The organism is Martinezella sp. CNPSo 3795 (assembly GCF_057784475.1).
In genome coordinates, this window is record NZ_JBXSOQ010000018.1 from 21,143 (window position 1) to 46,234 (window position 25,092).

At 59.2% G+C, this 25,092-nt stretch carries 25 protein-coding genes and 2 tRNA genes; 10 read left to right on the forward strand and 17 right to left on the reverse strand.

Annotated elements, in window-relative coordinates; genetic code table 11:
- Window positions 1-126: 126 nt before the first annotated feature.
- On the forward strand, window positions 127-1,008 hold the full coding sequence (locus tag AC13QY_RS30090) for a DUF6030 family protein (protein ID WP_488494385.1): 882 nt from the start codon (window positions 127-129) through the stop codon (window positions 1,006-1,008).
- Between the two features lie 202 nt (window positions 1,009-1,210).
- A complete protein-coding gene (locus tag AC13QY_RS30095; RefSeq protein ID WP_113389321.1) occupies window positions 1,211-2,662 on the forward strand; it encodes a DHA2 family efflux MFS transporter permease subunit in 1,452 nt (483 codons plus the stop codon).
- Window positions 2,663-2,665: 3 nt separating this feature from the next.
- Here AC13QY_RS30095 and AC13QY_RS30100 read toward each other — a convergent pair whose 3' ends face one another.
- The 13 genes from AC13QY_RS30100 to AC13QY_RS30160 form a co-directional block, all read right to left on the reverse strand.
- Entirely contained in the window at window positions 2,666-4,216 is a 1,551-nt protein-coding gene (locus AC13QY_RS30100) for a SpoVR family protein (protein WP_488494386.1), read from the reverse strand.
- Window positions 4,216-5,487 carry a YeaH/YhbH family protein gene (locus AC13QY_RS30105; RefSeq protein WP_113332450.1) on the reverse strand — a complete coding sequence of 424 codons (1,272 nt, stop codon included), beginning with the start codon at window positions 5,485-5,487 and terminating at the stop codon, window positions 4,216-4,218. Before AC13QY_RS30105 ends, AC13QY_RS30100 begins: the two co-directional genes overlap by 1 nt.
- A gap of 18 nt (window positions 5,488-5,505) precedes the next feature.
- Window positions 5,506-7,452, reverse strand: a complete 1,947-nt coding sequence (locus AC13QY_RS30110) for a PrkA family serine protein kinase (protein WP_488494387.1) — start codon at window positions 7,450-7,452, stop codon at window positions 5,506-5,508.
- A 334-nt stretch (window positions 7,453-7,786) separates the two neighbouring features.
- A tRNA-Phe gene (locus AC13QY_RS30115) sits at window positions 7,787-7,862 on the reverse strand.
- A gap of 195 nt (window positions 7,863-8,057) precedes the next feature.
- Entirely contained in the window at window positions 8,058-8,273 is a 216-nt protein-coding gene (yacG, locus tag AC13QY_RS30120) for a DNA gyrase inhibitor YacG (RefSeq protein WP_075851761.1), read from the reverse strand.
- 5 nt (window positions 8,274-8,278) lie between these two features.
- Complete coding sequence (locus AC13QY_RS30125; protein WP_095435914.1) at window positions 8,279-8,899, reverse strand: Maf-like protein; 621 nt, start codon at window positions 8,897-8,899, stop codon at window positions 8,279-8,281.
- Between the two features lie 89 nt (window positions 8,900-8,988).
- Window positions 8,989-9,207, reverse strand: a complete 219-nt coding sequence (gene infA, locus AC13QY_RS30130) for a translation initiation factor IF-1 (RefSeq protein WP_004117876.1) — start codon at window positions 9,205-9,207, stop codon at window positions 8,989-8,991.
- A gap of 142 nt (window positions 9,208-9,349) precedes the next feature.
- Complete coding sequence (locus AC13QY_RS30135) at window positions 9,350-9,832, reverse strand: arsenate-mycothiol transferase ArsC (RefSeq protein ID WP_269245784.1); 483 nt, start codon at window positions 9,830-9,832, stop codon at window positions 9,350-9,352.
- A gap of 5 nt (window positions 9,833-9,837) precedes the next feature.
- Entirely contained in the window at window positions 9,838-10,311 is a 474-nt protein-coding gene (locus AC13QY_RS30140; RefSeq protein WP_106998999.1) for a UPF0262 family protein, read from the reverse strand.
- Window positions 10,312-10,314: 3 nt separating this feature from the next.
- Entirely contained in the window at window positions 10,315-11,613 is a 1,299-nt protein-coding gene (gene hisD, locus AC13QY_RS30145; RefSeq protein ID WP_183812655.1) for a histidinol dehydrogenase, read from the reverse strand.
- 58 nt (window positions 11,614-11,671) lie between these two features.
- Entirely contained in the window at window positions 11,672-12,115 is a 444-nt protein-coding gene (locus AC13QY_RS30150; protein ID WP_269245782.1) for a DUF2948 family protein, read from the reverse strand.
- Window positions 12,116-12,443: 328 nt separating this feature from the next.
- On the reverse strand, window positions 12,444-13,736 hold the full coding sequence (gene murA / locus AC13QY_RS30155; RefSeq protein WP_113354483.1) for a UDP-N-acetylglucosamine 1-carboxyvinyltransferase: 1,293 nt from the start codon (window positions 13,734-13,736) through the stop codon (window positions 12,444-12,446).
- A gap of 140 nt (window positions 13,737-13,876) precedes the next feature.
- Complete coding sequence (locus AC13QY_RS30160; RefSeq protein ID WP_269245780.1) at window positions 13,877-14,161, reverse strand: hypothetical protein; 285 nt, start codon at window positions 14,159-14,161, stop codon at window positions 13,877-13,879.
- 155 nt (window positions 14,162-14,316) lie between these two features.
- Here AC13QY_RS30160 and AC13QY_RS30165 point away from each other — a divergent pair.
- Window positions 14,317-14,391, forward strand: a tRNA-Thr gene (locus AC13QY_RS30165).
- A 446-nt stretch (window positions 14,392-14,837) separates the two neighbouring features.
- Here the strand turns inward: AC13QY_RS30165 and AC13QY_RS30170 are convergent.
- Window positions 14,838-15,881: an SDH family Clp fold serine proteinase gene (locus AC13QY_RS30170; protein WP_488494403.1), complete on the reverse strand. Its 1,044-nt coding sequence runs from the start codon at window positions 15,879-15,881 to the stop codon at window positions 14,838-14,840.
- A 284-nt stretch (window positions 15,882-16,165) separates the two neighbouring features.
- Between AC13QY_RS30170 and AC13QY_RS30175 the strand changes: the two genes are divergently transcribed.
- The 3 genes from AC13QY_RS30175 to AC13QY_RS30185 all read left to right on the forward strand — a co-directional run bounded on the left by AC13QY_RS30175 (window position 16,166) and on the right by AC13QY_RS30185 (window position 18,473).
- Window positions 16,166-16,360 (forward strand): hypothetical protein, encoded by a 195-nt coding sequence (locus AC13QY_RS30175; RefSeq protein ID WP_331275834.1) that lies wholly within the window; start codon window positions 16,166-16,168, stop codon window positions 16,358-16,360.
- Window positions 16,361-16,727: 367 nt separating this feature from the next.
- Window positions 16,728-17,282 (forward strand): hypothetical protein, encoded by a 555-nt coding sequence (locus AC13QY_RS30180; RefSeq protein WP_269245778.1) that lies wholly within the window; start codon window positions 16,728-16,730, stop codon window positions 17,280-17,282.
- A gap of 126 nt (window positions 17,283-17,408) precedes the next feature.
- Entirely contained in the window at window positions 17,409-18,473 is a 1,065-nt protein-coding gene (locus tag AC13QY_RS30185; RefSeq protein ID WP_488494388.1) for a D-alanine--D-alanine ligase family protein, read from the forward strand.
- 35 nt (window positions 18,474-18,508) lie between these two features.
- Here the strand turns inward: AC13QY_RS30185 and AC13QY_RS30190 are convergent, their stop codons facing one another.
- Entirely contained in the window at window positions 18,509-18,856 is a 348-nt protein-coding gene (locus AC13QY_RS30190; RefSeq protein ID WP_113332530.1) for a CAP-Gly domain-containing protein, read from the reverse strand.
- Window positions 18,857-18,974: 118 nt separating this feature from the next.
- Window positions 18,975-19,880, reverse strand: coding sequence for an AraC family transcriptional regulator (locus tag AC13QY_RS30195; RefSeq protein WP_488494389.1), 906 nt, complete (start codon window positions 19,878-19,880; stop codon window positions 18,975-18,977).
- A gap of 155 nt (window positions 19,881-20,035) precedes the next feature.
- Between AC13QY_RS30195 and AC13QY_RS30200 the strand changes: the two genes are divergently transcribed.
- The 3 genes from AC13QY_RS30200 to pdxA all read left to right on the forward strand — a co-directional run bounded on the left by AC13QY_RS30200 (window position 20,036) and on the right by pdxA (window position 23,281).
- Window positions 20,036-20,887, forward strand: coding sequence for an oxidoreductase (locus tag AC13QY_RS30200; protein WP_488494390.1), 852 nt, complete (start codon window positions 20,036-20,038; stop codon window positions 20,885-20,887).
- Window positions 20,888-21,086: 199 nt separating this feature from the next.
- Window positions 21,087-22,271, forward strand: coding sequence for a four-carbon acid sugar kinase family protein (locus AC13QY_RS30205; RefSeq protein ID WP_488494391.1), 1,185 nt, complete (start codon window positions 21,087-21,089; stop codon window positions 22,269-22,271).
- Entirely contained in the window at window positions 22,268-23,281 is a 1,014-nt protein-coding gene (pdxA, locus tag AC13QY_RS30210; RefSeq protein WP_488494392.1) for a 4-hydroxythreonine-4-phosphate dehydrogenase PdxA, read from the forward strand. Before AC13QY_RS30205 ends, pdxA begins: the two co-directional genes overlap by 4 nt.
- Before the next feature lie 8 nt (window positions 23,282-23,289).
- On the opposite strand, the gene AC13QY_RS30215 is transcribed toward pdxA, so the two are convergent.
- The gene (locus AC13QY_RS30215; RefSeq protein WP_488494393.1) at window positions 23,290-24,204 is read right to left on the reverse strand and encodes a LysR family transcriptional regulator; all 915 of its coding nucleotides are present in this window, start codon (window positions 24,202-24,204) and stop codon (window positions 23,290-23,292) included.
- Window positions 24,205-24,316: 112 nt separating this feature from the next.
- On the opposite strand from AC13QY_RS30215, the gene AC13QY_RS30220 reads away from it, so the two are divergent.
- On the forward strand, window positions 24,317-25,063 hold the full coding sequence (locus AC13QY_RS30220; protein WP_113354618.1) for an SDR family oxidoreductase: 747 nt from the start codon (window positions 24,317-24,319) through the stop codon (window positions 25,061-25,063).
- Window positions 25,064-25,092 lie beyond the last annotated feature (29 nt).

Here is a 25,092-nt window from a genome sequence, read left to right on the forward strand (position 1 = left end):
TTGACAAAGAAACATTAGAATGATCAATCGTTCATAAACGCATATGCTGTAGCCATGAACATGGCTGCGCAACATACAGTTATTGCAGCAAGGTAAGTTTCCTCGGGAGTAGCTGTGATCTGAACCATGTCGGTGGCGCCACCTCGCAAGAAAAGCAGGGCTGTCTTTTGGATTGCCGCCGTTGTCATCGGTTCGATCATCCTGGCAACCGCGCTCCTTGCCAACGATATGCGCAATCTGCGGGCGCTGGATGATCGCTATCATCTCAATCTCTTTCCAAAACCGGAACAACATGCAGCAGCGCCCGCCGCGCCTGCGCAAGAACAGCAGCCGGCCCATGCGGCTACGCCTGCGGCGGCAGCGCCGAAGACATTAGCCGCGGCGGCTACAAGCGTCCGTGTCAAGCCGGCGACGGTCACCGCCAAGCCATCCGTCAAGAAAAGATCCCATCTGCTGGATGAGCCTGTCGACGCGCTGCTGAGTGCCTTCGTGCGCAGCTGGCGGATATCGGGCCAGACGCTTTGCGCCGATCTCCAGAAGTTCGGCCTGTCCGTAGGCGAATGGCGGCAAAGCGAACTGGGCACCGGCACTTCGGAGTGCAGCTATGCCGTCCAGAAGGGCGCCTATGGCGATCCCAAGGCAGCTTCCTTCTTCATCATCGCCAGGGGCAAGCCATCAGGCGAAATCGATACCATCCGCATCAAGGTCATCATGCCTGACAATGACGACGGAAAGGCCGTTGCCGGCACCTTTGTCGATACTGTCGTCCTATTGCTGAACGAAACCCATTGGCTGGACTTTCAGGCCGCACTCGAGGCAGTCGGCAAGTTGCAGGATGTGACGCTGCAAGCCTTCGGCGCCAAGCTTGCCTTTTTCAAGGAATTCCAGAGCGACAACAATTTCAACCTGCAGCTGGAGTTGCGCAGAACCTCGCCGGAACAGCTCCGAACCGCGATCGTCTTCGACAAGGCGCGCTGGACACTGCCCTCCCCGCCATCGACTAACTGATCACATAGATTCCTTCGAAAGGCTGGGTTCCTGTTGCGCTGCGCCATCGATAGTGCTCATATAGGCAACGATTCCGAAGGTCGGCGGATCACCGGCCGCCAGCACCATGTTTCCCGAGAGCACGAGGCGGTTTCCGAAGGGATTCATGCAAATCGTCAAACGCGCCGGTCCCCAGCCGGACGTTGGAAAGCCATTTCATTTCATGGATTCGATAGATCCCAATCCGCAGAGCCAGACTTTTGCGGTCGAACGCAATCCCCGCCTGCGCTACATCATCCCCGCCGTGGTCGCCGTCGCCTTCCTGATGGAACAGCTGGATTCGACCATCCTCGTCACTGCCGTTCCCGATATCGCCAAGAGCCTCGATACGACGCCGCTGCGCATGAATCTGGCGGTCACGACCTATATTCTGACGCTTGCCATGTTCATTCCGGTGAGTGGATGGTTTGCCGATCGCTTCGGCGCCCGGCGCATCTTCACGCTTTCCCTCTTCATCTTCACGATCGGTTCGATCCTCTGCGGACTGGCAACCAGTCTGCCGATGCTTATCGCCACGCGCGCGCTGCAAGGCTTTGGCGGCGCGATGATGACGCCGGTCGGGCGCCTCATCCTCATTCGCAGCTTCCCACGCAGCCAGCTCGTGACTGCCATGACCTACATGACCCTGCCCGCCGTCATCGGACCAGTGATCGGGCCGGTGCTCGGCGGCTTCCTGACAACCTATCTGTCCTGGCGCTGGATCTTCTGGGTGAACCTGCCCTTCGGCCTGATCGGCATGGCCATGGCGCTGCGCTATGTCGAGGATACCGAACGCGACGAGACCATCAAATTCGACTTTCCTGGTTTCGTCATGGTCGGTCTCGGCTGTGTGCTGCTGCAATACGGCATCGAGAATATCGGCCGACCTGCAATTCCGGTCTGGGCCATCCTCCTCGCGCTTGCCGCCGCCGGCCTGCTGCTGGTCGGCTTCATCCGCTATGCCAGAACAGTGGAATCTCCAGCCGTGGATCTCACCCTCTTCAAGCTGCGCACCTTCCGCATCGGCACGCTTGCCGGCGGCATCTGTCGTGTCGGGCTGAATGGCGTGCCTTTCCTGCTGCCGCTGATGCTGCAGGTCGGCTTCGGCTTGAGTCCGATCGTCTCGGGTACATTGACCTTCGTCAGCGCCCTGAGCGCCCTTGCCGTGCGGCCGGTCTCGGCAAAACTGCTAAAGCTCTATGGCTTCGATCGCATGTTGACGTGGAGCGCCGTATTCGGTGCCGCCGTCGTCGCCGGCTTCGCGCTGATCACACCCGATACGCCGCACTGGTTCATCATCGTCTATGTCTTCATCTTCGGGCTGGCGCGGGCCGGACAGTTCATGACGTCCAATACGCTATCCTATTCCGATACTCCGGCGGCTCAACTCAGCCGCGCGACCAGTCTCGGCGGTGTGCTGCAGCAATTGAGCGTCAGCTTCGGCGTCTCCGTCGCCGCCATGCTGCTGGGTCTGGTGACTTTGGATGGATCGCCGCTGACGCCGGAGAAATTCCATATTGCATTTTTGCTGATGGCCGTGATCCCGCTGCTCGGCATACCCGGCTTTCTCAAGCTGCGGCCGGAAGACGGCGCGCAAGTGAGCGGCCATCAGCGGCAATCGAAAAAGCAGCCGTAAGGCTTATGCTGCAAGCGCGGAGGCGCGCGGGTGGACGAGATGATCGCGAAGTACCGCGCCGGAGCGGTCGACTTCCTGCATCAGCACATCGTAGCTCCACAGATCGGCCAGATGCTGCAATACGCGCTTGGCATCCATATCGTCGAGCAGCGCGCCGTTCAGCACAGTATGCTTGACCAGCAGCCGCCTGTCGCCGGCAAGATCGACATCGACGATCTCGATATGCGGATCGATCCAGCCGACATCATATTGCCGTGACAATTCACGGCGGATGCGCCGGTAGCCACGCTCATCATGAATGGCAGCAACCCTCAGCCCCTCCTCTTCCTCCGGATCATCGGTCAGCTGGAACATGCGCATCTTGCGCATCAGGTGCGGGCTCAAGAACTGCGCGACAAAACTCTCGTCGCGATAATTGGCCCAGAGATCGCGCAGCACCGCCATTGCATCGCCGGTGCCGGCGATTTCCGGGAACCATTGGCGATCCTCTTCCTCCGGCTTCGTCACGATGCGCTCGATATCCTGCATCATGGCAAAGCCGATCGCGTAGGGGTTGAGGCCGGAATAGCGGGGATCGTTGAAGGTCGGCTGGAAAACCACATTGGTATGCGATTTCAGGAATTCCAGAAAATCGCCGTCGCCGATGCCACCGAGTTCGTGCAGCCGGGTCATGATGCGATAGTGCACGTAGGTTGCCGTGCCCTCGTTCATCACCTTGGTCTGACTCTGCGGATAGAAATATTGGGCGACATGCCGCACGATGCGGATGATCTCGCGCTGCCAGGGCTTCAGACGCGGCGCCATCTTTTCCAGGAAATAGAGGATATTCTCCTGCGGCAGGCCCGCCAGCGAGCGCCGCCGCTCCAGATCGAGATCCTGTGTTTTCTTGCCCGATCCGGCCGGCACCGTGCGCCATAGATCGTTGAAGATCTTCTCGTCATATTCGCGCCGCTCGCGCTCGCGCTTCTCCTCGTCGCGCAGGTCCGGCGTCTTCTTGCCGGCATAGCGATGCACGCCGTGCGACATCAGCGCATGCGCTGCATCCAGCGTGCGCTCGACGGCGGCATGGCCATAGCGCTCCTCACAGCGTGCCACATAGCTCTTGGCGAAGTTGAGATAGTCGAGAATGCCTTCGGCATCGGTCCAGAGCTTGAAGAGATAATTGTTCTTGAAGAAGTGATTGTGGCCGAAGGCGGCATGCGCGATGACGAGAGCCTGCATCGTCGCACTATTCTCCTCCATCAGATAGGAGATGCAGGGCGAGCTGTTGATGACGATCTCATAGGCAAGGCCGCGCAGGCCCTTGCGGTAGAAGGCCTCATGATGGGCGAAATGCTTTCCGAAGGACCAGTGCTTGTAAAAGAGCGGCATGCCGATCGAGGAATAGACGTCGAGCATCTGCTCGGCGGTGATGATCTCGATCTGATTGGGGTAAACATCGAGCCCGAGCTCGTCGATGGCGATCTTCTCGCAGGCATCGTGAATTCGCTGGATGGTGGCGAAATCCCAGTCCGCGCCTTCGAAAAGCCGCTCCATCGATGCCTTTTTTGCCATTATCCGCTCCTTGTTTCCGCCGTCCGGCGCTGGAAGAGATCGTGGAAAACCGGATAGATCTGGCTGCGATCGCTGACACGCCGCATGGAAAGCACCGGCCATCCCACTTGCATCCGCTCGTAGAGCGACCAGATCGCCGAGCCGGACGAGATCGCGACGCTGCGTGATTCCCCCACTTCGAGATAGGCGAAATATTGGCAGACGGGCAGGATCTCGCTCGTCATCAGCGCTGCCGTCGTCGCATTGTCGGAATAGGCGTTATCACCATCCGATGCTTGCGCGGCGTAGATGTTCCAGTCGGATGCCGGGAAGCGGTCCCGCACGATCCGCCGCATGGCCTCGAGCGCGCTCGAAACCTGGGTGCCGCCGGTTGCCGGGCTGCGGAAGAAGGTCTCCTCGTCCACCTCTTCCGCTACGTCGGTATGGCGGATGAAGACGATCTCGACGCGGCGATACTGCCGGGTCAGGAAAATGTAGAGCAGCATGTAGAAGCGCTTGGCGAGATCCTTCATGTGCTCCGTCATCGAGCCGGAGACGTCCATCAGGCAGAACATGACGGCTTGCGCCACCGGCTTCGGCTCGTTCTCGAAACGGCGATAGCGGATATCGATCGGGTCGATATAGGGAATGCGCCGGACCTTCGATTCCAGTCTTTTGATCTCGTCTTCGAGCTGTGCGCGGCGCTTCTCGTCCGTGCACTCCTCGGCCTCCTCGATGAGCTTTTCGACCGTTTCCGGCTTCGGGCGATGCAGCGCGACACGGCGCATCATGGCAAGCCGCATCGTGCGGTTGATGGCAAGATTGGCAGGTGATCCCGTAACCGAATAGCCCGAGCGCACCGGATTGATCTGGTCCGCCGACATCAGGCGGCGCTTGGCTAGATCGGGCAATTCGAGATCGTCGAGGAAGAGATCGAGGAATTCGTCCCGCGTCAAGATGAAGCGGAAGGCATCCTCGCCGGTTCCATCGCCGCCGGCCCGCGACTTGCCGCTACCGCCCTCGGGGCGGGGAAGCATATCGCCTTCGATGAAGTCCTTGTTACCGGGAAGAATATGTTCCTTCAGGCCCTCCGGGCCGCGATGGAACCGAGGTTCCTCGGTTCCATCCAGGGGAATGCTGATTTCGCCACCCTTCAGAATATCCTGAATGTCGCGATTTTGAGAGGATTCATAGACCGCTCTCTGCACCAGCGCTTTTGCTCTTCGCAAAAACCGTTGACGATTTTCCAGACTTTTTCCGCCTGGGTTCAGGCGTCTGTCAACAATGTGCATTCCTTCTTCCTTGGTGGCTCATCCCGCCTGTTTCACACGCATGTACCATTCCACAAGGCGCCGGACCTGACGCTCGGTGTAACCCCGCGCGACCATCCGCTCGACGAATTCGCCATGTTTCTTCTCCGTCTCGCCATCCTTCTTGGAACCGAACGAGATGACGGGCAGAAGGTCCTCGACCTGGGAGAACATCCGCTTTTCGATGACTTCGCGGATCTTCTCATAGCTGGTCCAGGACGGATTCTTGCCGCCATGGCTCGCTCGTGCCCGCAGGCAGAATTTGACGACCTCATTGCGGAAGTCCTTCGGATTGGCGATGCCTGCCGGCTTTTCGATCTTGGTGAGCTCCTGGTTCAAAAGCTCGCGGTCGAGAAGCTGGCCGGTATCCGGATCCTTGAAATCGACATCCTCGATCCAGGCGTCGGCATAGTCGACATAGCGATCGAAGAGATTCTGTCCGTAATCCGCATAGGATTCCAGATAGGCCTTCTGGATCTCGTTGCCGATGAACTCTGCATAGCGCGGCGCCAGTTCGCTCTTGATAAACTCGATATAGAGCTTTTCGGTTTCAAGCGACAGCTGTTCCCTGCGGATTGCCTGCTCCAACATGTACATCAGATGCACCGGATCGGCGCCGACTTCCGTCGTATCGTAGTTGAAGGTCGCCGCCAGCACTTTGAAGGCAAAACGGGTGGAGGCTCCATCCATGCCTTCATCGACACCGGCCGAGTCACGATATTCCTGCACGCTTCGCGCTCTCGGATCGGTCTCTTTCAGGCTCTCGCCGTCATAGACCCGAAGCTTGGAGAAGGCGGTCGAATTCTCATGCTTGGACAGCCGCGTCAGAACCGTGAAGCGGGCGAGCGTCTCCAAGGTCGATGGCGCGCAGGGCGCGTCGCTGAGTTCGGATTCCTCGATCAGCTTCTCATAGATCTTCTGCTCTTCGGTGACCCGCAGGCAATAAGGCACTTTCACCACGCAGATGCGGTCAATGAATGCCTCATTGTTCTTGTTGGCCTTGAATGTCTGCCATTCCGACTCGTTTGAGTGCGCCAGGATGATGCCGGAGAAGGGTATCGCACCGATATTTTCCGTACCGATGTAATTGCCTTCCTGCGTCGCCGTCAGCAGCGGATGCAGCATCTTGATCGGTGCCTTGAACATTTCAACGAATTCGAGAATGCCCTGGTTGGCACGGTTCAATGCACCGGAGTAGCTGTAGGCATCCGGATCGTTCTGCGCGAGGCTTTCGAGCTTGCGGATATCCACCTTGCCGACCAGCGAGGAAATGTCCTGGTTGTTCTCGTCGCCCGGTTCCGTCTTGGCGACGGCAATTTGCCGCAGCCTTGAGGGCTGCATCCTGACGACACGGAAGCGGGAAATATCGCCTTCGAACTCTTCCAGCCGCTTGAGGCACCAGGGACTCATGAGCCCTGTCAGGCGCCGGCGCGGAATGCCATAGCGCTCCTCGATCATCGGCCCCATGGTGACGGGATCGAACAGGCTGAGCGGGCTTTCGAAGACCGGGCTAAGCTCGTTTCCGGCCTTGAGCACATAGATGGGATGAACTTCCATCAATGATTTCAGCCGCTCGGCGAGCGATGACTTGCCGCCGCCGACAGGCCCGAGCAGATAGAGGATCTGCTTGCGCTCCTCCAGCCCCTGGGCCGCGTGGCGGAAGAAGGCGACGATGCGTTCGATCGTCTCTTCCATGCCGAAAAAGCCCGAAAAAGCCGGATAAGTCCGGATGGTCCGGTTCATGAAAATACGCCCAAGCCTTGTATCCTTGGCCGTATCGATCAGCAGTGGTTCGCCCATGGCTGCCAGTAGCCGCTCAGCCGCATTTGCGTACATGAGCGGATCATCCCGGCACGCTTCCAGGTATTCTGAGAATGACATCTCGACTTCGCGCCGTGCTTCAAAAGTACGGGCGAACGTGTTGAACAGAACATCGTTGTTTAACATGGCGCCTCGGTAGCTTGCTATTGCAATTAACGCCGGCTTTTACGAGATCACTTTATCCCGCTGTATCTAAAGTGCGGTATGACTCGCTACGAATCAATAGGTGATCTGTCAATAATTCGTACGCTTGATTCCAAATGTCATCAATATCTTGATGGGGTCATGCACCGAATTAATGAAACACAACCAGAAGATTGTTGCGGCAATACAACGCACTCAGTGGTTATGCAACCTCAACCGGCCTATTGCCGCATATTTTTGCAAATACACGATCTCGGCGAAGAATTGATCGAAGCCAGCGTCAAGCTTCATTGTCCGCACGATTGGGGAGAAAAGATGGTGCCCAGAGCCGGAATCGAACCAGCGACACGCGGATTTTCAATCCGCTGCTCTACCAACTGAGCTATCTGGGCATCCGAGCTTCGCGTCGAGGGAAGAGCCTTGGCAGGCGCTGGGCGGTTGGTTCGCCCCGGAAGCGAGCGGGGTTATAGCATCTTGTTCGGCCATGTCCAGCAGCAAATGACTCTTTTTTGACAGGAAATCGAATTTTGCCAATTCGCGAACAAAATGAAAGGGTTCGTGAGATCCTGCCCCTTTGGAAAATGCACTCAGTCCTGGTCGGAGCCGTCGGCCTTCGTCTCGTCCTCGGTGACGGGGATGGCGTAGGAGCCGTTGAGCCACCGCGAGAGATCGACGGAGCGGCAGCGATCCGAGCAGAAGGGATAATGTTCACGCAGCGAAGGACGGCCGCATTCCGGACAGGGACGCGTCTTTCGCAGCGGCTCGACTTTCGAACCGACCTTGATCTCTTCAGCCTTCGTCATGATAACTATCCTTCCTGCCATCCGGCATGGACATCGAAGCCCTCGCCTGCCAGCAGCAGCATGGTTTCATAAAGCGGCAATCCGACGACATTGGTGTAGGAACCGACAAGCTTTTGCACGAAGGAGCCAGCAAGCCCCTGGATGCCATAGGCTCCCGCCTTGCCGCGCCACTGGCCGGAGGCAAGATACATGTCGATATCCCGGCTGGAAAGCCGCTTGAAACGCACCTTGGTTTCCACCACCTTCTGGCGGGCCTTGCGGTCCGGCGTGATCAGGCAGATGCCGGTATAGACGACATGGCCGCGCCCGGAGAGCAGATGCAGCGCCGCAGCCGCCTCATCGACGAATTCCGCCTTCGGCAGGATGCGCCGCCCGACGGCGACGACCGTGTCGGCCGAAAGGATATAGCTTCCCTGCCAGGCGGCGTCGCTCTTGATTGCCGCAAAGGCGGCATCACCCTTCTCAGCCGAAAGCCGCCGCGCCAGCGAGCGCGGATGCTCCGATTTCTTCGGCGTCTCATCGATATCCATGGGCATGAGACGCGCGGGCTCGATGCCTGACTGATGCAGGAGCTCGACGCGACGCGGCGATCCGGAGGCCAGTATCAGCTTGTGTTTCAACGCCATCAGATCTCGACCTGTCATGCGGGAATGAGAGCCGGTCCGGAGCATGATGCCGAAAATGTCGGCGGCATCCGGCTCCAGCGAACGGCGGATTACTTGAAACGGTAGGTGATGCGGCCCTTGGTCAGGTCGTAAGGGGTCATTTCCACCAGCACCTTGTCGCCGGCCAGAACGCGGATGCGGTTCTTGCGCATGCGGCCCGCAGTGTGGGCGATGATCTCGTGCTCGTTTTCCAGCTTCACGCGAAAGGTCGCGTTCGGCAGGAGTTCGGTGACGACACCGGGAAATTCGAGGACTTCTTCTTTCGGCATTAAAGCTTCTTTTCCTGTCGGTTGAGGCCGGCGCTCCTGTTAAAAAGGCTGGGTCGCCGGAAATTTGCGCGGAAACTACACAATCGCCGCGGTTTTGTGAACCACGTTGATAAGGGTTTCTGCATTTGTTTCATTTGCGGCTCTAAAGCGAGCCGCGATGTTCCACAAGCCTGCTCTCAATCAGGCCGAGAAGATAGTCCCTCACCGCGCGATAGGCATCCAGAACCTGCTCACGCGTTCCATCCGTCGCCGACGGGTCCATCGTCGGCCAATAGATGACGTCGACAGCGTTCGCCCGCGTCAGTTCCAGCGCGGCATGATGCGCCTCAGGAGACAGCGTGATGATGACATCGAAGAAATCATCCTCCAACTCTTCCATGGTCTGCGGCTGACGGCGGCCAAGCGAAAGCCCGATCTCGGCAAGCACCACATCGACGAAAGGATTGCGCTCGCCGGCGCGTACCCCGGCCGAGGCGATATACGTGCCCTGCGGCAGCATGCTGCGCGCCATCGCCTCGGCCATGGGCGAACGGATGGCATTGAGGCCGCACATGAAGAGGATGGCGCCGGGGGATTTGCCCCCGGCCGACCTGCCATTCTGCTCGATCGCCTGCGGCTCATCCATGGCAATCACCCGCGCCAGTAGAGCACGCAAACGAGCGTGAAGAGCCGCCGCGCCGTATCGAAATCCACGCTGATCTTGCCGTTCAACCGGTCCATCAGCGTCTGCGAGCCTTCGTTGTGAATGCCGCGCCGGCCCATGTCGATCGCCTCGATGCGGCTTGGCGTGGCCGAGCGGATCGCCTCGTAATAGCTCTCGCAGATCATGAAATAATCCTTCACGATCCGGCGAAACGGGGTGAGCGACAGAATATGGGTGGCGACAACGCCACCATCTTCCATGCGGATGTCGAAGACCAGCTTCTGGTCGACCAGCGAAAGATTGAGTAGATAAGGCCCGCCCTCATGCCCGACAGGCGTGAAGCTGTTTTCCTCGATCAGGTCGAAGATGGCGACGGCGCGCTCGTGCTCGACATCAGGCGTCGAGCGGCCGATCGTGTCGTCCAGGACCACATCGCTCAGCCGGAAGACGCCCTTTGCCATGCCTTACCCCTCGAGATTGAGGCGGATCGCAACCGACCGCGCATGCGCATCCAGCCCCTCGGAATTGGCAAGCGCGATCGCCGCTGGCCCGAGCGCGCGGAGCTGCTCCGACCCCAGCCGGAGAATAGAGGTGCGCTTGACGAAATCGAGCACCGACAGCCCGGAGGAGAAGCGTGCAGAGCGGGCAGTCGGCAGCACATGGTTCGAGCCGCCGACATAATCGCCGATCACTTCGGGCGTATGACGGCCGACGAAGATCGCGCCGGCATTGCGAACACCGGCCAAAAGCGGCTCGGGATCATCGACCGCCAGCTCCAGATGCTCGGCCGCAATGCGGTTGGCAAGCGGAATGGCCTGCTTCACTTCGGCGACTAGGATAACCGCGCCGAAATCCCGCCAGCTCGTCGCTGCCGTCTGCGAGCGGCTGAGCTGCTTCAGCTGCCGCTCGACCGCCGCTTCCACGGCTCTGCCGAATTCGGCATCGTCGGTGATCAGGATCGCCTGCGCGCTTTCGTCATGCTCCGCCTGCGCCAGCAGATCGGCGGCGATCCAGTCCGGATCGTTATTCTTGTCGGCGATGACGAGCACTTCCGACGGGCCGGCAATCATGTCGATACCAACAGTGCCGAACACCTGGCGCTTGGCTGCCGCCACATAGGCATTGCCGGGGCCGGTGATCTTATAGACCGGCTTGATCGTCTCCGTACCATAGGCAAGTGCCGCGATCGCCTGCGCGCCACCAATGCGATAGATCTCCTCGACGCCGGCCATGCGCGCCGCAGCAAGCACGGCCGGATTGACGGCACCGCCCGTCGCCGGCACGGCGATGACGACGCGATCGACACCGGCGACCTTGGCCGGCACGGCATTCATCAGCACCGAGCTCGGATAGCTCGCCGTACCGCCGGGCACATACAGACCGACCGCTTCGATCGCCGTCCAGCGCGATCCGAGGCCAACGCCGAGATCGTCTTCATAGATATCATCCTTCGGCAATTGCCGGCGGTGATGCGATTCGATGCGGGTGGCGGCGACCTTCAGCGCGCCCAAAACCTCTGCCGGAACGGCCGCGATCGCCGCATCGATCTCCGCTTCGCTGACGCGCATCGGCGTTACGGCGAAATCGACGCCGTCGAACTTTTTGGAATAATCTGCAAGGGCGGCATCGCCGCGCGCCCGCACATCATCGATGATGCCGCGCACGACGGCATTCACATCCTCGGACACTTCCCGCTTGGTCGTCAGGAATGCGGCGAACTGCTGCTCGAACCCTTCCGACGCCTGATCCAGCCAGATAGCCAAACTGATATTCCTCTTTCACTGCGGCCGCCCGCGGCGGCAAAAATCCAACCGTCGCTGCCTATTCGCCCGCGTCGGGATGTCGGGGTTTGTGGGCCGTTTCCCATGCCCCGCCGATATCCGCAAGCTGGGCCTCGATGCATTCGACATCGAGTGCGATGGTGGCGTTGGCGGCAAGGGCAAGCTCGATCGTGCCGTCTGGCCCCTCGCCCTTCTGCTCGAAGCGGATGGCGAGCAGCGAGAGAACCTCGTCGCGCTTGCGCCGGTCGAAGCCGTTGGAGCGCACGCCCTGAACGCGCTTGAAGACCAGCGCGGAACGATGGCGTTCATAAGGCTTGCTGCGCTGGTCCGATTGTTCCCAGACGAAACGGTTGGCCGCGAGCGAAAACTGCTCTTGCTTCGGCGCATAGGACATGTCGCCGACCTTGAAGACGCTATCCTGCATATAGGCAGAGATGACATCCAGGTCCTCGGTGTCGAGTGCCATTAGCTTGAGATCGCTCATTCGTCCTTTATCCCTGATCGCGCCATTGGACCCCCCGGCAAGCATTGTTGCCGGCGTTCCTTCATTCTGGACATAGGATGGGAGCGCAAAAGACGCAACCGAAGAAAGCAGGCTTGCCCGCTCTCTTCGCGCCGACGGATGGAAATAAACCCGATCGTTCAACATGCTGTCGCGCTTTTGCGACAGCGGCATGCAAAAACCGGAGGGCTGCTCGGGGGCAGGACAATCGCAGACGAACGGAAATCGTCGCCACACCTTCTCCCCGAGGGGAGAAGGAGTTTCCGAAGATGATCCCACCATATGCGATTGTGGGGGGCAGCGATGAGCCTTAGTCGCTGATGCGCTCGACCACGGCGCCGCAGCGCGTCAGCTTGTCTTCCAGCCGCTCGAAGCCGCGATCGAGGTGATAGATGCGCGACACCACCGTCTCGCCTTCGGCGGCAAGACCGGCAATGACGAGCGAGACGGAAGCACGAAGATCGGTCGCCATCACGGGCGCACCCTTCAGCTTCTGAACGCCTTCGACGCGGGCGGTCTGACCGGAAAGCGAGATCTTGGCGCCGAGGCGGGCGAGCTCCTGCACATGCATGAAGCGGTTTTCAAAGATGGTCTCGGTGATGTTGGAGACGCCCGAGGAGCGGGTCATCAGCGCCATGAACTGCGCCTGCAGGTCGGTCGGAAAGCCGGGGAACGGATCGGTGACGACGTCGACCGGCTGGATGCCGCCACCATTGCGCATGACGCGGATGCCGTTATTGGTCGGCGAAACCGTGGCGCCGGCCCGGCGCAGGCTTTCGAGCGCGGTGTCGAGCAGCGCGACATCGGTGTTTTCAAGCGTAACGTCGCCGCCGGCCATGGCAACGGCCATGGCATAGGTGCCGGTCTCGATACGGTCGGGCAGCACGCGGTGGCGGGCGCCGGAAAGCGAGGTGACGCCCTCGATGGTGATCGTGCTGGTGCCGGCGCCGGAAATCTTGGCGCCCATGGCGATCAGGCAATTGGCGAGATCGACGATTTCTGGCTCGCGGGCCGCATTGCCGATGACGGTGGTGCCGCGGGCAAGCGTGGCGGCCATCATCATCACATGCGTCGCACCAACGGAAACCTTCGGGAAGTCATAGCGCGCGCCGATGAGGCCGCCCTTCGGTGCGGTGGCATTGATATAGCCGCCGTCGATTTCCATGGTGGCGCCGAGCGCCTGCAAGCCCTCAATGAAGAGATCGACCGGGCGTGTGCCAATGGCGCAGCCGCCGGGCAGCGACACGCGCGCCTGGCCCTCGCGGGCGAGCAGCGGCCCGATGACCCAGAAGCTCGCGCGCATCTTGGCGACGAGCTCATAGGGCGCGGTCGTATCGACGATGGTGCGGCAGGTGAAATGGATGGTGCGGGAATAGCCGTCTTCTTGGCGCTCGCGCCGGCCATTGACGGCGACATCGACGCCGTGATTGCCGAGGATGCGCATCAAAAGCTCGACATCGGCGAGATGCGGCACGTTTTCGAGGGTCAGGGTATCGCTTGTCAGCAGCGAGGCGATCATCAGCGGCAGGGCGGCATTCTTGGCGCCGGAGATCGGAATGATACCGTTGAGCTCATTGCCGCCGACAATCCTGATACGATCCATATAAGCAATACGGGCGAGGCCCGCCTTTCCTGATAGTTCCGGGCGCCAATGTCAGCGCCAGGTTTCGTGCACCTGGTAAAAGGCGCTCTTTAGACGAAATAGATTAACGCATCAATTCGATTGATGATGGGCGACATCAATCATTGCGATTCGTCCCTTTTTGCGGCGGTTTCAGCACTATCCCCAGGCTTTGCGCCCGGCAGCCCATCCGTCTCGTCGGCCTGGCCGGCACGCCGCGCCCTGACCTGCTGCTTGCGCCGCGCCAGATTCTCCCGCAGCTTCTGCGCAGCACGCTCGCGCCGACGGTCCGCCTCCGTGACCTGCCTGGCATCCGCCCGCGCGACCGCCTCGCCGCCGACCCCGCTGGGGGCCGAACCGCCCTGCAAAGCCTGCCCTTCATCGATTTTCGTCTTGTCCGCAGCCATGGTTTTCCCATAGCCGAAAACCCTGGCCTTCAAAAGACCGACACATTTTTTCCAACGAACTTTCACAGAACTTGCAATTTGCGGCTTGCACTCCGCCCCGACCTATGGCAATAGCCGCCTCGCCCAATACGGCGCACTCAATCGCGCCACGGAATGCTGCTATAGCTCAGGGGTAGAGCACTCCCTTGGTAAGGGAGAGGCCGAGAGTTCAAATCTCTCTAGCAGCACCAGTTTTCCTTGGGAATTGTTCAATTTAGAAGTAGATCGTGCCGAACGAGAGCTTTTACACAGCGCGAAAGCTTCAGGCATGCTTCAAATTTTATTTATCAAATTACACAACCGTCACTTGACTAGTGCCATTATGGTGACAGATTAAATCTGCATTAACTATAAGCGGCAATATTCCCATAAAGAGCGGCCGTTTTGAGCTAGGGTGAAATGTGGCTTTCGGAGATAAATATGAGCACCACCTTCAACAGCCCTAAGTATGCGATTGCAACGCCAGCGATATTTACGAAGCAAAAAGTGACTGTGCTGGAAATGGTTCCTGGGACCCAAATGGGCGGAACTCGCTCCATTCCCGCTGGTATTGGGACAGCAATTCCGAGCCGCAGGACCAAGAACGAACCGGGGCAAGAGCTGCCTGTAGATCACACAACCACTGATAGAGATACTGTCAGGGTGCCTCTGTATGGCTCCACCGTACGCTAAGTTGCTCTTCCCGTATAACGGGTTCAAACAAGCTCTGATGACCTACCACTACTAGCCTCTTCCTGACGTCGAAAATGCTAGACAGTTTCATTGACTCGACAGATGCAAGCCTCAAATCATTTGTGACTGCAGTTCCCAAAGGAATAGCTGGAATAGGCACAGGTCCTGCAGGTACGGGCTGTGGAGCAGGGCTGTTCGCAAACAACTGCCCAACAGGATCGTAGATTTCATTATTTTTAAATTCGATTTCGTAGTCGAGATAAAGATTCCAAATAAGTTCTTCCAACTCCGGCGCGGGATGCTCTGCAACTTGAAGCCCCAGATCTTTCGCTTCTTTCCTGTTAATGGGATGCCCATGGAAATAAAGCTTGGACGCGAGAGTCTCTATAATCTCATCAATCTTATGTTTGCTTGTCTCCTCAGACATATGTGTTAAAAGAATTTTACGCGCGATCATTCGACTTTGGGAAATAAATCGCTCCACGTTTCCGATGGCTAATGGATGAACTTTGTCTGACAGTATCTCCACAGCCTTAATCAGTTCGTCTTCGTGTCGAATCCCAACGGTATCTTTTACGAAAGAAATATAAGCTTTAACATCTTCAACGCTAATGCCGATGCGCTGATTAGTTTGTGGATCTATCGGATTGTATCCATTCGTAACCGTAGGATCGATCGGACCCATTTCAGCAAACGGATGCATGACAATTTCATCCGCCCCCAGCGCAAGCATGGTTGCCGCGCTATAAGCCCTGTACGGCAGAATTACTCCAACCGTCTCTGCATACTCTCTTAAAAGTGAAATTATCCTCCACGGAACCGTCCCATCTCCACCATTGCTGCAAATAAATAGATCAATCTTTTTTATTGGCCGCTCTGGCAGGAGACGAAGATGGTCGAAAAAGATCCTGACCGCATCCTGAGAAATATTCGCTCCTAGATTAGAACGTACGCTGGTCAAATAACAAATTACCTTAGAACCGCGAAGACGCTCGATCTGATCAATAATTGCAAGCCGGTCCTGATATGCAACTTACTTCTCCTAGAGTAGGTCATCTCGATTCTTTCTGACATCTTATAGTGGCAACAGACAATAAATCCACCATTGATGAAATAAGGGCAATAACAATGCAAAAATAACTGTTAGGAACGATGTCTGACGTCTGCGCACCATCATCTAAGTATAGAAAACCGCTATCAACGGATTGGCCTCGCCCCTCCCCAATTCCGCCGCAACCTCCCGTTCAAACCCTCCTCCCATCACATCCATCCTGGTCCAGGAGAAAAGCCTCAATGTCGAAACTACGCGTCGCCCTTCTGTTTGGCGGTCAGTCCACCGAGCATGAGGTTTCCGTCATGTCGGCCCGCAATGTCGTCAAGGCGATCGATGGCGCAAGATATGAGATCGTGCCGATCCTCATTAATCGCGGCGGGCGTTGGTTGCTTGTGGAGGAGAAGGGGCGCCGCGTTGCCGAAGCCGATTGCTAAGCTGGAGCGTAAAATTGCTCGTTACCTGAACTTGGCGTTTGCGCCATAATACACCAATCAGATTCGTTGTGGCCGAGGATAGAATTCGATCATGATTGGCGGAGGACTTCGAGCGATTTTTGAGACGACGGCTCCGCAAAAGGGAGAACTGCTTTCGGTTGTCCGGCAAAATCGATCCAACAACCTGATCGTCTATTTCAATTCCTACGGCGTGGAAAACCGCCCCGGCAAACAGCCCGGCAGGCCGTTCGGAACAAGGTTCCAGAATTATCGAAAAGTCATCCGTTACGATGCGCATGCCATCTGGTTCGTGGAAGAGAAGGGTTCCTGGTATCTTGAGCATCAGGACCGCATCCTCGACGTCCTCATGCGCTACATCGTCGAACATGACATTACGGCGATCAAAATGATTGGCTCCAGCGCCGGCGGATACGCGGCGATCAGAATGGGGTTGCTGCTCGATCGACGGCTTAAGCATGGCGGCAGCAACGCCACGATCCTCTCTTTCGCGGTCAATCCCCAAACCGGCTTTCGGCCTGAATTGTTCGCCCGCATCGAAAGGGCGACGCTGGAAAGCCGCTGGCAAGGTGCGCGACTTGGACAGGATCCCATCGTGCTCGCAAAGGACTATATTGACACCTACGCACCCATGCAGATCGATCTCGTCGAGCTTGCGCGGAACTACCAACCGCGAAACGTCGGCATCGTCCTGATGTACGATAATCTTAATCCGATCGAGACCACCTTCTGTGGCGACCTCGCAGATATTGATTTCATTCTGCACTTCCCCGTGCCGCTTGGTCTAAACCACTTCGATGGCGCAACGAAAATCCTCCTCAACGAATTGTGGCCGGTCTTCGATCAGGCTCTGCCTTTCCCCAAATTGGACAATGCAGATGGGGAGCTGCGCGCCCTGGCATGATACGAACTCCGGCACGTACAAATCTGTTCTTGTGACAGCACACCTCATCCCTCCCCAATTCCGCTGCAATCCCCCGTTTAAACCCTTCTCCCATCACATCCTTCTTGGCCCGGGAGAAAAGCCTCAATGTCGAAACTACGCGTCGCCGTTCTGTTTGGCGGTCAGTCCACCGAGCATGAGGTTTCCGTCATGTCGGCCCGCAATGTCGTCAAAGCGATCGATGGCGGCAGATATGAGATCGTGCCGATCCTGATCGATCGCGGCGGGCGCTGGCTGCTGGTGGAGGAAAAGGGCGGCGCGCTGGCGGAGCCGATTGCCTATGAGGGCACGGAGGTGTGCCTGGTTCCGGGCGGCAAGGGCCGGCTGATGGCGCTGGAAGCGTCTGGCGCGCGCGGGCTGCCTGCGGTCGACGTGCTGTTTCCGGTGCTGCATGGGCTGAACGGCGAGGATGGCTCCATTCAGGGCCTTGCCCAGATCGTTGGCCTGCCCCTCGTCGGCTGCGGCATTCTCGGCTCGGCCAATGCGATCGACAAGGATATGGCAAAACGCCTGCTGCGCGAGGCCGGCCTGCCGGTGGCGCGCTCCTTAACGCTGACGCGCGGCGACAAGCCTGTTTTCGATGAGATCGCGGCGACGCTCGGCTCGCCCGTCTTCGTCAAGCCGACGCGCCAGGGCTCGTCGGTCGGCGTCAGCAAGGTGCAGGATGCCAAAGCGTTCGAGAACGCGCTGGCCGAGGCCTTCCGGCATGACCGCAAGGTGCTGGTGGAAGAATTCGTGCGCGCTCGCGAGATCGAATGCGCCGTCCTGGAAGAGCCTGACGGCTCGCTCTTCGTCTCCGTGCCCGGCGAGATCGCGACATCAGCGACCCACGGCTTCTATTCCTACGAGGCGAAATATATCGACCAGAACGGCGCCGTCGTCACCGTGCCGGCGGATATTCCGGCTGAGACGGCAGAGGGGTTGAAGCGCATGGCGGCGGATGGCTTTCGAGCGCTCGGATGCGAAGGGCTGGCGCGCGTCGATTTCTTTCTGCGGCCGGATGGCAGCACCGTCATCAACGAGATCAACACCATGCCCGGCTTCACCAATATCAGCATGTATCCTAAGGCCATGGGCGCCTCGGGCATCTCCTATGCGGAGCTTGTCAGCCGGCTGATCGAACACGGTCTAGCGCGGGCGCGGCAGGTGTAATCCAGAGGGGCGGCAGGTTCCGATGCCGCCTGCCCTCAGACCTTTTCCGTCTTCTTGGTCTTCACCTTCGGCTCGGCGGGCGCATCCGGCGTCGGCGCGAGCAGCTTTCTGAGCGAGGCGATCTTATCCTTCACCAGCGGGCGGAAGCGGCTGGCGCGATAGGGCATGTCGGCGGCGCCATAGCCTTCCGGGCCGTCATCATTGCCGCGATGAATTTCCTCCAGCTTCACGCCGATGAAGGTGCCGTCCACATAATGCGTGTATTCGCCGACCCAGCGGATGGTATAGATCGTCCCCTTGCGGATCAGCTGATCGATGCTGACATGCTTGAACGTATCGTCGATGCAGACGACCTTCTGGCCCACATGGAAATCGTAGCTCACCCTGCCCTCCTTAAGGCGACGAAACATGATCGCTCCTGCCGCTAAGGCAGGAACATGGCCAGATATCGGCAAACCCGGTGCGCTTCACTCTCCAGAACAAATATCCTGCGAATCTCGGTCATCTGCCGCTGAGAAAGGCCGCGTCCGTCGCCGGCGGTCGACCGAACAATTTGCGGTATTCACGCGTGAACTGCGTCTGGCTGTCATAGCCGACCTCAAATCCGATCTCCCGTGCATTGCCTTCGCGAAGGAGCAGCCGGCGACGCGCTTCCTGCAGCCGGATGAGCGCCCGGTATTGCAGCGGCGTCATCAATGTCACAGCCTTGAAATGCCGGTGCAGCGATGTCCGGCTCATTCCCGCCATGTCGGCCAGCTTGCCGATACTCATGGCCTCAGCGAAATGGCCCTTGATCCAGTCGGTGACGCGACCGATCTGCGCCAGATTTGTGCCATGCGTGGCAAGCTGCCGCAGCATAGGCCCGAGCTCGCCCCGCAGCAGCCGGTAATAGAGCTCAAGCTTGGCAAGCTTTGCCATCATCTCGATATCGTCAGGCGCGTCGAGACAGGAGACAAGGCGCAATGCAGCACTCACGATCTCCGGCGTCTGCTGCGACACCGCAATTCCGGCGTGATCGCGAGGCTCCGCCGCATGGATCATCGGAGCCTCCGCAAGGAGCTTTGCGATCTCCTCTCTCTCCAGTTCGAAGGAAAGCGCCAGGTGCGGGCTGGCAGGATCGGCCTGCTCGATCCGAGCAGACACCGGCAGATTGACCGTCGCGATGAAATATTGCGAGGAATCGACGCTGAAAACCCGCTCTCCGAGCCGGATCGTCTTAGTCCCCTGCAATACCATGCAGATTCTTGGACTGTAGACGGTATCCGTCGGCAGCGTCGGCTGCTCAACTCTATAAAGCGTCAGCCCCTGTACTTCGGTTGTCTGCTTCGGAACGGCGGCGTGGCGGCTGATCAGCTCTCGCAGCTGTGTCGACGGGTCCATAAATCCGGCTTTCGATGATGGCGGCATTTCCCCTCCATCATATCGCCAACAGGCAAAATTGGAAGGATCGTATGAAACTCTGGTCCTCCTGCCCTAACACTTGGATACCAGTCGCTCCTAGTTTTGCTCAAGGCGATCCTTCGACGGAAGGCTACCAAAACATGCAAACAAAGGAGCAGACCATGAGCGACACACCCGTATGGCTTATCACCGGATCCTCCGCCGGCCTTGGATATGAACTTGCAAAATCCGTACTCGAGCGGGGCTGGCGGGCCGTCGTAACGGCGAGGCAGCCTGAGAAACTGGAAACCCTTGTCGCGGAACACGAAGGACGCGCTTTGGCGCTGCGCCTCGATGTCAGCGACATCTCCACGATCCGCGCGGCCGTGGCCGCTTCCATCGACGCTTTTGGCAGGATCGATGTGCTCGTCAACAATGCAGGCTATGGCTATCTCGCCGCCATCGAGGAAGGCGACGATGAGGGCGTGCGCAAACAGTTCGAAACCAATCTGTTCGGTCTCATCAATGTCACCAAGGAACTATTGCCCGGGATGCGCGCCCACAGAAAGGGCCATATCGTCAATATCTCGTCGTTGGGCGGCTTGGTCGCATTCGCTGCCACAGGCTATTACCACGCGACGAAGTTTGCCGTGGAAGCGATCTCGGAATCCCTGTCCTATGAGGTTGCGCCACTTGGCTTGAAGGTGACGATTGTCGAGCCGGGCGCGTTTCGCACCAATTGGGCCGGAAGCTCGATGGTCGAGTCTCCGATCCGGATCGAGGATTATGACGACACCGCCGGAAAGCGCCGCCAGTCCACGAAGGCATCCTCCGGCAATCAGCCGGGCGATCCCTCGCGTGCCGCGGCCGCCATCATAAAGGCGGTCGAAGCCGAGGCGCCGCCGCTTCGATTGCTGCTGGGTGCTCCGGCACTCGATATCGCCTACAAGCGCCTCGAAGCGCTGAAAGCGAATTTCGATGCCTGGAAGGATGTTACGCTGAGCGCCGACTTTCCTGACTTGCGGAAGGACTGACTTTCTCGCAGGCGCGAGCCGTCGTTAGCGACACTCGGTTAGGCGCCTGCGAGAACACGATGATTGTCACGGTCCCGATCAATGAAACGATGACAAAGCAAGCGTTGACAAGGCCCCTGGAAGGCTGAAGATTGCGCTTCGTTCAAGCAGCCGTAAGGCCTTGCTTCCATATCCCATACCCGCAAGGCTCGTTGAGTTCATGCCCACCCTCCGCCTCATTGCCGACGACTTGACCGGCGCACTCGATACCGCCGTCGAATTCGTCGGCGTCTACGGGCCGATCGACGTGGAGCGCAGCGATGCGCTTTCCGAGAACCTGCCGGATTGTCTCGCGATCGACAGCGGTACCCGCGAGAAGACGGCCGCCGAAGCAGAAGTGATCGTCGGCGGCATCGCGCCGTTGCTGCAGGGCGCCGATCTCGCCTTCAAGAAGGTGGACAGCCTGTTTCGCGGCCCGTGGGCGGTGGAGCTTGCCGCCTGCTTCCGGCTCGGCCATTGGCGGCACTGCATCCTCGCGCCGGCATTCCCGCATCACGGGCGGCACACGCGGGGCGGACGACAGGTGCTTTATGCCGGTAAGGACGCCTGGCGCGACATTAGCGGCGATATAACAGCGCATTTGCGCGCCGAGGGTTTGCCGGCCTTCAACACACCACTTAATGGGCTCGAAGGCCAGTCCATCCCGGATGGCATTCATGTTTTCGATGCGCATACGGACGAGGATCTCGATGCCATCATTGCATGGGTCTCATCTGAGCTGGAAGGATCCGTCCTTTGGAGCGGCACCGGCGGCCTTGCCCGCGCTCTCTCTCGCAATATCGAGCTGGCAACTCACCATCTGCTCCGCGCCAAAAATGACAAAGGCGAACACCATCCGGCGCCATCAGTCCCCATCTCACGCAAGCTGCAACGGCCGGTGCTCGGCCTGTTCGGCTCGGACCAGCCAATCACGCTGGCGCAGCTCCAGGCCTGTGGCCCCAATTGGCTGAAGCTTGGCGAAGGCGCTGATGCCGATACTATCGATCATCAAATCCGGCAAAGCGGCGTCGCCATGGTCAGCCTTGACCTGCCGACGGGGCTTGAACGCGATGATGCTGCAAGGCGGATAGCGGCGAGCTTCGGCGGCATGGTCAAGGCACTGCCCGCCCCAGGGACATTGATCGTCGCGGGCGGCGAGACCCTGCGCAATCTCTGTTCGGCGCTCGATGTGTCAGCCCTCAGCATCACCGGCCAGGCAGCACCCGGCCTGCCGCGCTCGACGATCGTCGGCGGTTCCTGGGAAGGCACGACGGTCATCTCGAAATCAGGCGCATTCGGCGGCCCCACCCTATGGCGCGATCTCTTGAGTGAAAACGGGCTGATTGCCGGAGGAGAAGAACCATGACGCGGCATCTTGCAATCACCATGGGCGACCCCGCCGGCATCGGCCCGGAAATCATCGCCAAGGCTGTCGCCCGCTTGAAGGGCAGGCTCGGCGAAGGTAAGCTTAAACTTACAATAATCGGCAGTGGCCCCGCCCTGCGGCTCGCCGAAAAACAGCTCGGCCTCGATATCGAAATCCCCGAAGCTGAGATGGAAGGCGACTGGCCGAACCTCTGCTTCCTCCAGGCCGATGCGGAAGGAGAGCCGATCCTGCCGGGCCGGCTTTCCGCCGATGGCGGCCGCATGGCCTTCAAAGCGATCGAAAAGGGCGTTCAGCTGGCGCTATCGGGCAAGGTCGGCGGCATCGTCACCGCACCACTGAACAAGGAAGCACTGAACAAGGCCGGCTTCCATTATGCCGGCCATACCGAACTTTTGGCCGAGCTCACCGGCGCGCGCGGCTCCGTGATGATGCTCGCCCATGGCAATATGCGCGTCAGCCACGTCACCACCCATGTCGCGCTGGAAGACGTGCCGAAGCGGCTAAAGCCCGAGCGGCTGCGGCTCGTCATCGACCTCACACACAAGGCTCTCAAAAACCTCGGCATCGCCAACCCGAAGATCGCGGTGGCGGCGCTCAACCCGCATGCCGGCGAAGGCGGCCTCTTCGGCCGGCAGGATATCGATATCTCCACGCCCACCATTGCCAAGGCGGTGTCCGACGGGCTCGATATCGTCGGCCCGGTTCCCGGCGATACGGTTTTCGTCAAGCTGCGCGCCGGCCAGTATGACGCGGTCATCGCCATGTATCACGATCAGGGCCATATCCCCGTCAAGCTGCTCGGCTTCGAGATCGATCCGGTAACGGGCAAATGGACTGACCTTTCCGGCGTCAACATCACCCTCGGCCTGCCGATCGTGCGCACCTCCGTCGACCACGGCACCGCCTTCGACATTGCCGGCAAGGGCATTGCCAATGAGCGCAGCCTGATAGAGGCGATCGAATTCGCGGAGAGGTTGGCAGGCGGTTGATAGGTCCTTCAAGAAGGCTCATGTGCCTCGCCAAGGAGGAGATCGATCCGCTCGGCGAGTAACGCAAGGAAGGCCTTTGTCCGGGCGGCCGGTCGCGGTCCAGGCGGATAGATGGCATGGACACTCACTCGCCTGAACTCGTAGGAAGGAAGTACGGGCACCAACTTGCCATCGGCGATCTCCCGGCCGCAGACAAATGTGAACAGAGCGCCTATTCCCCTTTCCGCCAATACCGCCTCCATAAGGGGCCGCCAGTGGTTGACGCGCCACGCGGTGCGGATGGGCACCTTCACCGGGCCGCCGTCGGGACCGGTCAGATGCAGCCGCTCATCCGCCGCGAAGCCTGGGAAACGAATGAAGGGGTGGGCTGCCAACTCTGCCGGTTCGCGCGGCAACCCATGCCGCTCGATATAGCCGGAAGCGGCCAGCATGAGTCGCTGCATCGTCCCCAGTCGGCGGGCGATGAAATTGCCGCTGCCGATCTCACCGATGCGGATAGAGAGATCCACGCCTTCGGTCATCGGATCGACGAAGCGATCGTTCAGGATCACATCGATGGCCAAAGCTGGATGCCGCGTCTGAAATTCGACGAGCAGCCTCGGCAATGTCATCTCTCCAAGCCCATGCGGCGCGGCGATCCGGAACGTTCCGGTCAGCGATGTCTCGGCCGAGGCGACGGAAGCCTCAGCCTCTTCGGCTGCTTCGATGGCGCGCTTGGCATAATCATAGAAGCGCGCACCGGCATCGGTCGCCTGCACAGAACGCGTCGTGCGGTAAAGGAGCCGCGCCCCCAGATGCTTCTCCAGCTTTTCGACACGCTCGCTGACGGTGGGCTGGCCAAGGCCAAGATCGCGCGCGGCGGCCGAAAGGCTGCCGCGTTCCACGACGCGGGTAAAGATGCGCATGGCGGAAAGCATATCCATGACCACATCTTATCGTCTTTTACGATAAATGACATCGCTATTCGCTTTCTTCCCGAGCATATGCCGATCGACGATCTTCCGGCCGGTCAACAACCCAATCGGAGAACCAGTCTTGCAGACCAGCACCATTCAAACGGGCAATCCGCAGCCTCAATCGTTCCAAGGTCAGAACATCGTCATCATCGGCGGCTCCTCGGGGATCGGCTTGGCAACGGCCAGACAGGCTAAGGAAGCCGGCGCAAATCTCTTTCTGCTATCCCGCAACCCTGAGCGTCTTCGGGAAGCCGCCGGGGCGATCGGTGGCGCGGTCCAGATCGTCTCTGATATTGCCGCCCCGCAGCCGGCGATGTTTGCGGGGATCGAAAGAATCGACCATCTGCTGATCACGGCGGGGACCGTGCACCTGCAGTCGCTGAAGGATCAGTCCGAGGCTGATCTCTCGAAGGTCATGAACGAACGGCTGATCGGGCCCTTACTCGCCATCAAGGCTGCTCTTCCCCTGCTGCATCCTGCAAGCTCGATCACCATGACCTCCGGGCAGTTAGCCTCCCGTCCCGCCGCCATCGGTGCGGTCGTGGCGGCCGCCGTTTCCGCGGTCGAAAGCACGGTTCGCGCCCTCGCCATTGAATTGTCGCCAATGCGCATCAACGCGGTTTCGCCGGGATGGGTGGATACCCCGCTGCTCGATGGCCTGATGGGCGAGGCCAAGCGGCAGGTGCTCGAACAGACCGCCTCGACCCTGCCGAGCCGCAATATCGGCCGGCCGGAAGATATCGCGCAGGCGATCCTCTTCCTGATGGCCAACCGCTTTGTGACGGGAGAGATCTTGCATATCGATGGTGGCGGCCGCTTGGTCTAGCCGCTCGACTGTCGGCACGAACTCGAAAA

Coding starts and splice junctions, on each gene's coding strand:
- murA (WP_113354483.1), bottom strand. CDS start 13,736: ATGGATCGTATCAGGATTGTCGGCGGCAATGAGCTCAACGGTATCATT.
- AC13QY_RS30175 (WP_331275834.1), top strand. CDS start 16,166: ATGTCGAAACTACGCGTCGCCCTTCTGTTTGGCGGTCAGTCCACCGAG.
- AC13QY_RS30105 (WP_113332450.1), bottom strand. CDS start 5,487: ATGCACATTGTTGACAGACGCCTGAACCCAGGCGGAAAAAGTCTGGAA.
- AC13QY_RS30110 (WP_488494387.1), bottom strand. CDS start 7,452: ATGTTAAACAACGATGTTCTGTTCAACACGTTCGCCCGTACTTTTGAA.
- yacG (WP_075851761.1), bottom strand. CDS start 8,273: ATGACGAAGGCTGAAGAGATCAAGGTCGGTTCGAAAGTCGAGCCGCTG.
- AC13QY_RS30160 (WP_269245780.1), bottom strand. CDS start 14,161: ATGGCTGCGGACAAGACGAAAATCGATGAAGGGCAGGCTTTGCAGGGC.
- AC13QY_RS30185 (WP_488494388.1), top strand. CDS start 17,409: ATGTCGAAACTACGCGTCGCCGTTCTGTTTGGCGGTCAGTCCACCGAG.
- AC13QY_RS30180 (WP_269245778.1), top strand. CDS start 16,728: ATGCGCTACATCGTCGAACATGACATTACGGCGATCAAAATGATTGGC.
- pdxA (WP_488494392.1), top strand. CDS start 22,268: ATGACGCGGCATCTTGCAATCACCATGGGCGACCCCGCCGGCATCGGC.
- AC13QY_RS30100 (WP_488494386.1), bottom strand. CDS start 4,216: ATGGCAAAAAAGGCATCGATGGAGCGGCTTTTCGAAGGCGCGGACTGG.
- AC13QY_RS30090 (WP_488494385.1), top strand. CDS start 127: ATGTCGGTGGCGCCACCTCGCAAGAAAAGCAGGGCTGTCTTTTGGATT.
- AC13QY_RS30215 (WP_488494393.1), bottom strand. CDS start 24,204: ATGGATATGCTTTCCGCCATGCGCATCTTTACCCGCGTCGTGGAACGC.
- AC13QY_RS30200 (WP_488494390.1), top strand. CDS start 20,036: ATGAGCGACACACCCGTATGGCTTATCACCGGATCCTCCGCCGGCCTT.
- AC13QY_RS30095 (WP_113389321.1), top strand. CDS start 1,211: ATGGATTCGATAGATCCCAATCCGCAGAGCCAGACTTTTGCGGTCGAA.
- AC13QY_RS30140 (WP_106998999.1), bottom strand. CDS start 10,311: ATGGCAAAGGGCGTCTTCCGGCTGAGCGATGTGGTCCTGGACGACACG.
- AC13QY_RS30125 (WP_095435914.1), bottom strand. CDS start 8,899: ATGGCGTTGAAACACAAGCTGATACTGGCCTCCGGATCGCCGCGTCGC.
- AC13QY_RS30150 (WP_269245782.1), bottom strand. CDS start 12,115: ATGAGCGATCTCAAGCTAATGGCACTCGACACCGAGGACCTGGATGTC.
- AC13QY_RS30205 (WP_488494391.1), top strand. CDS start 21,087: ATGCCCACCCTCCGCCTCATTGCCGACGACTTGACCGGCGCACTCGAT.
- AC13QY_RS30195 (WP_488494389.1), bottom strand. CDS start 19,880: ATGCCGCCATCATCGAAAGCCGGATTTATGGACCCGTCGACACAGCTG.
- AC13QY_RS30135 (WP_269245784.1), bottom strand. CDS start 9,832: ATGGATGAGCCGCAGGCGATCGAGCAGAATGGCAGGTCGGCCGGGGGC.
- infA (WP_004117876.1), bottom strand. CDS start 9,207: ATGCCGAAAGAAGAAGTCCTCGAATTTCCCGGTGTCGTCACCGAACTC.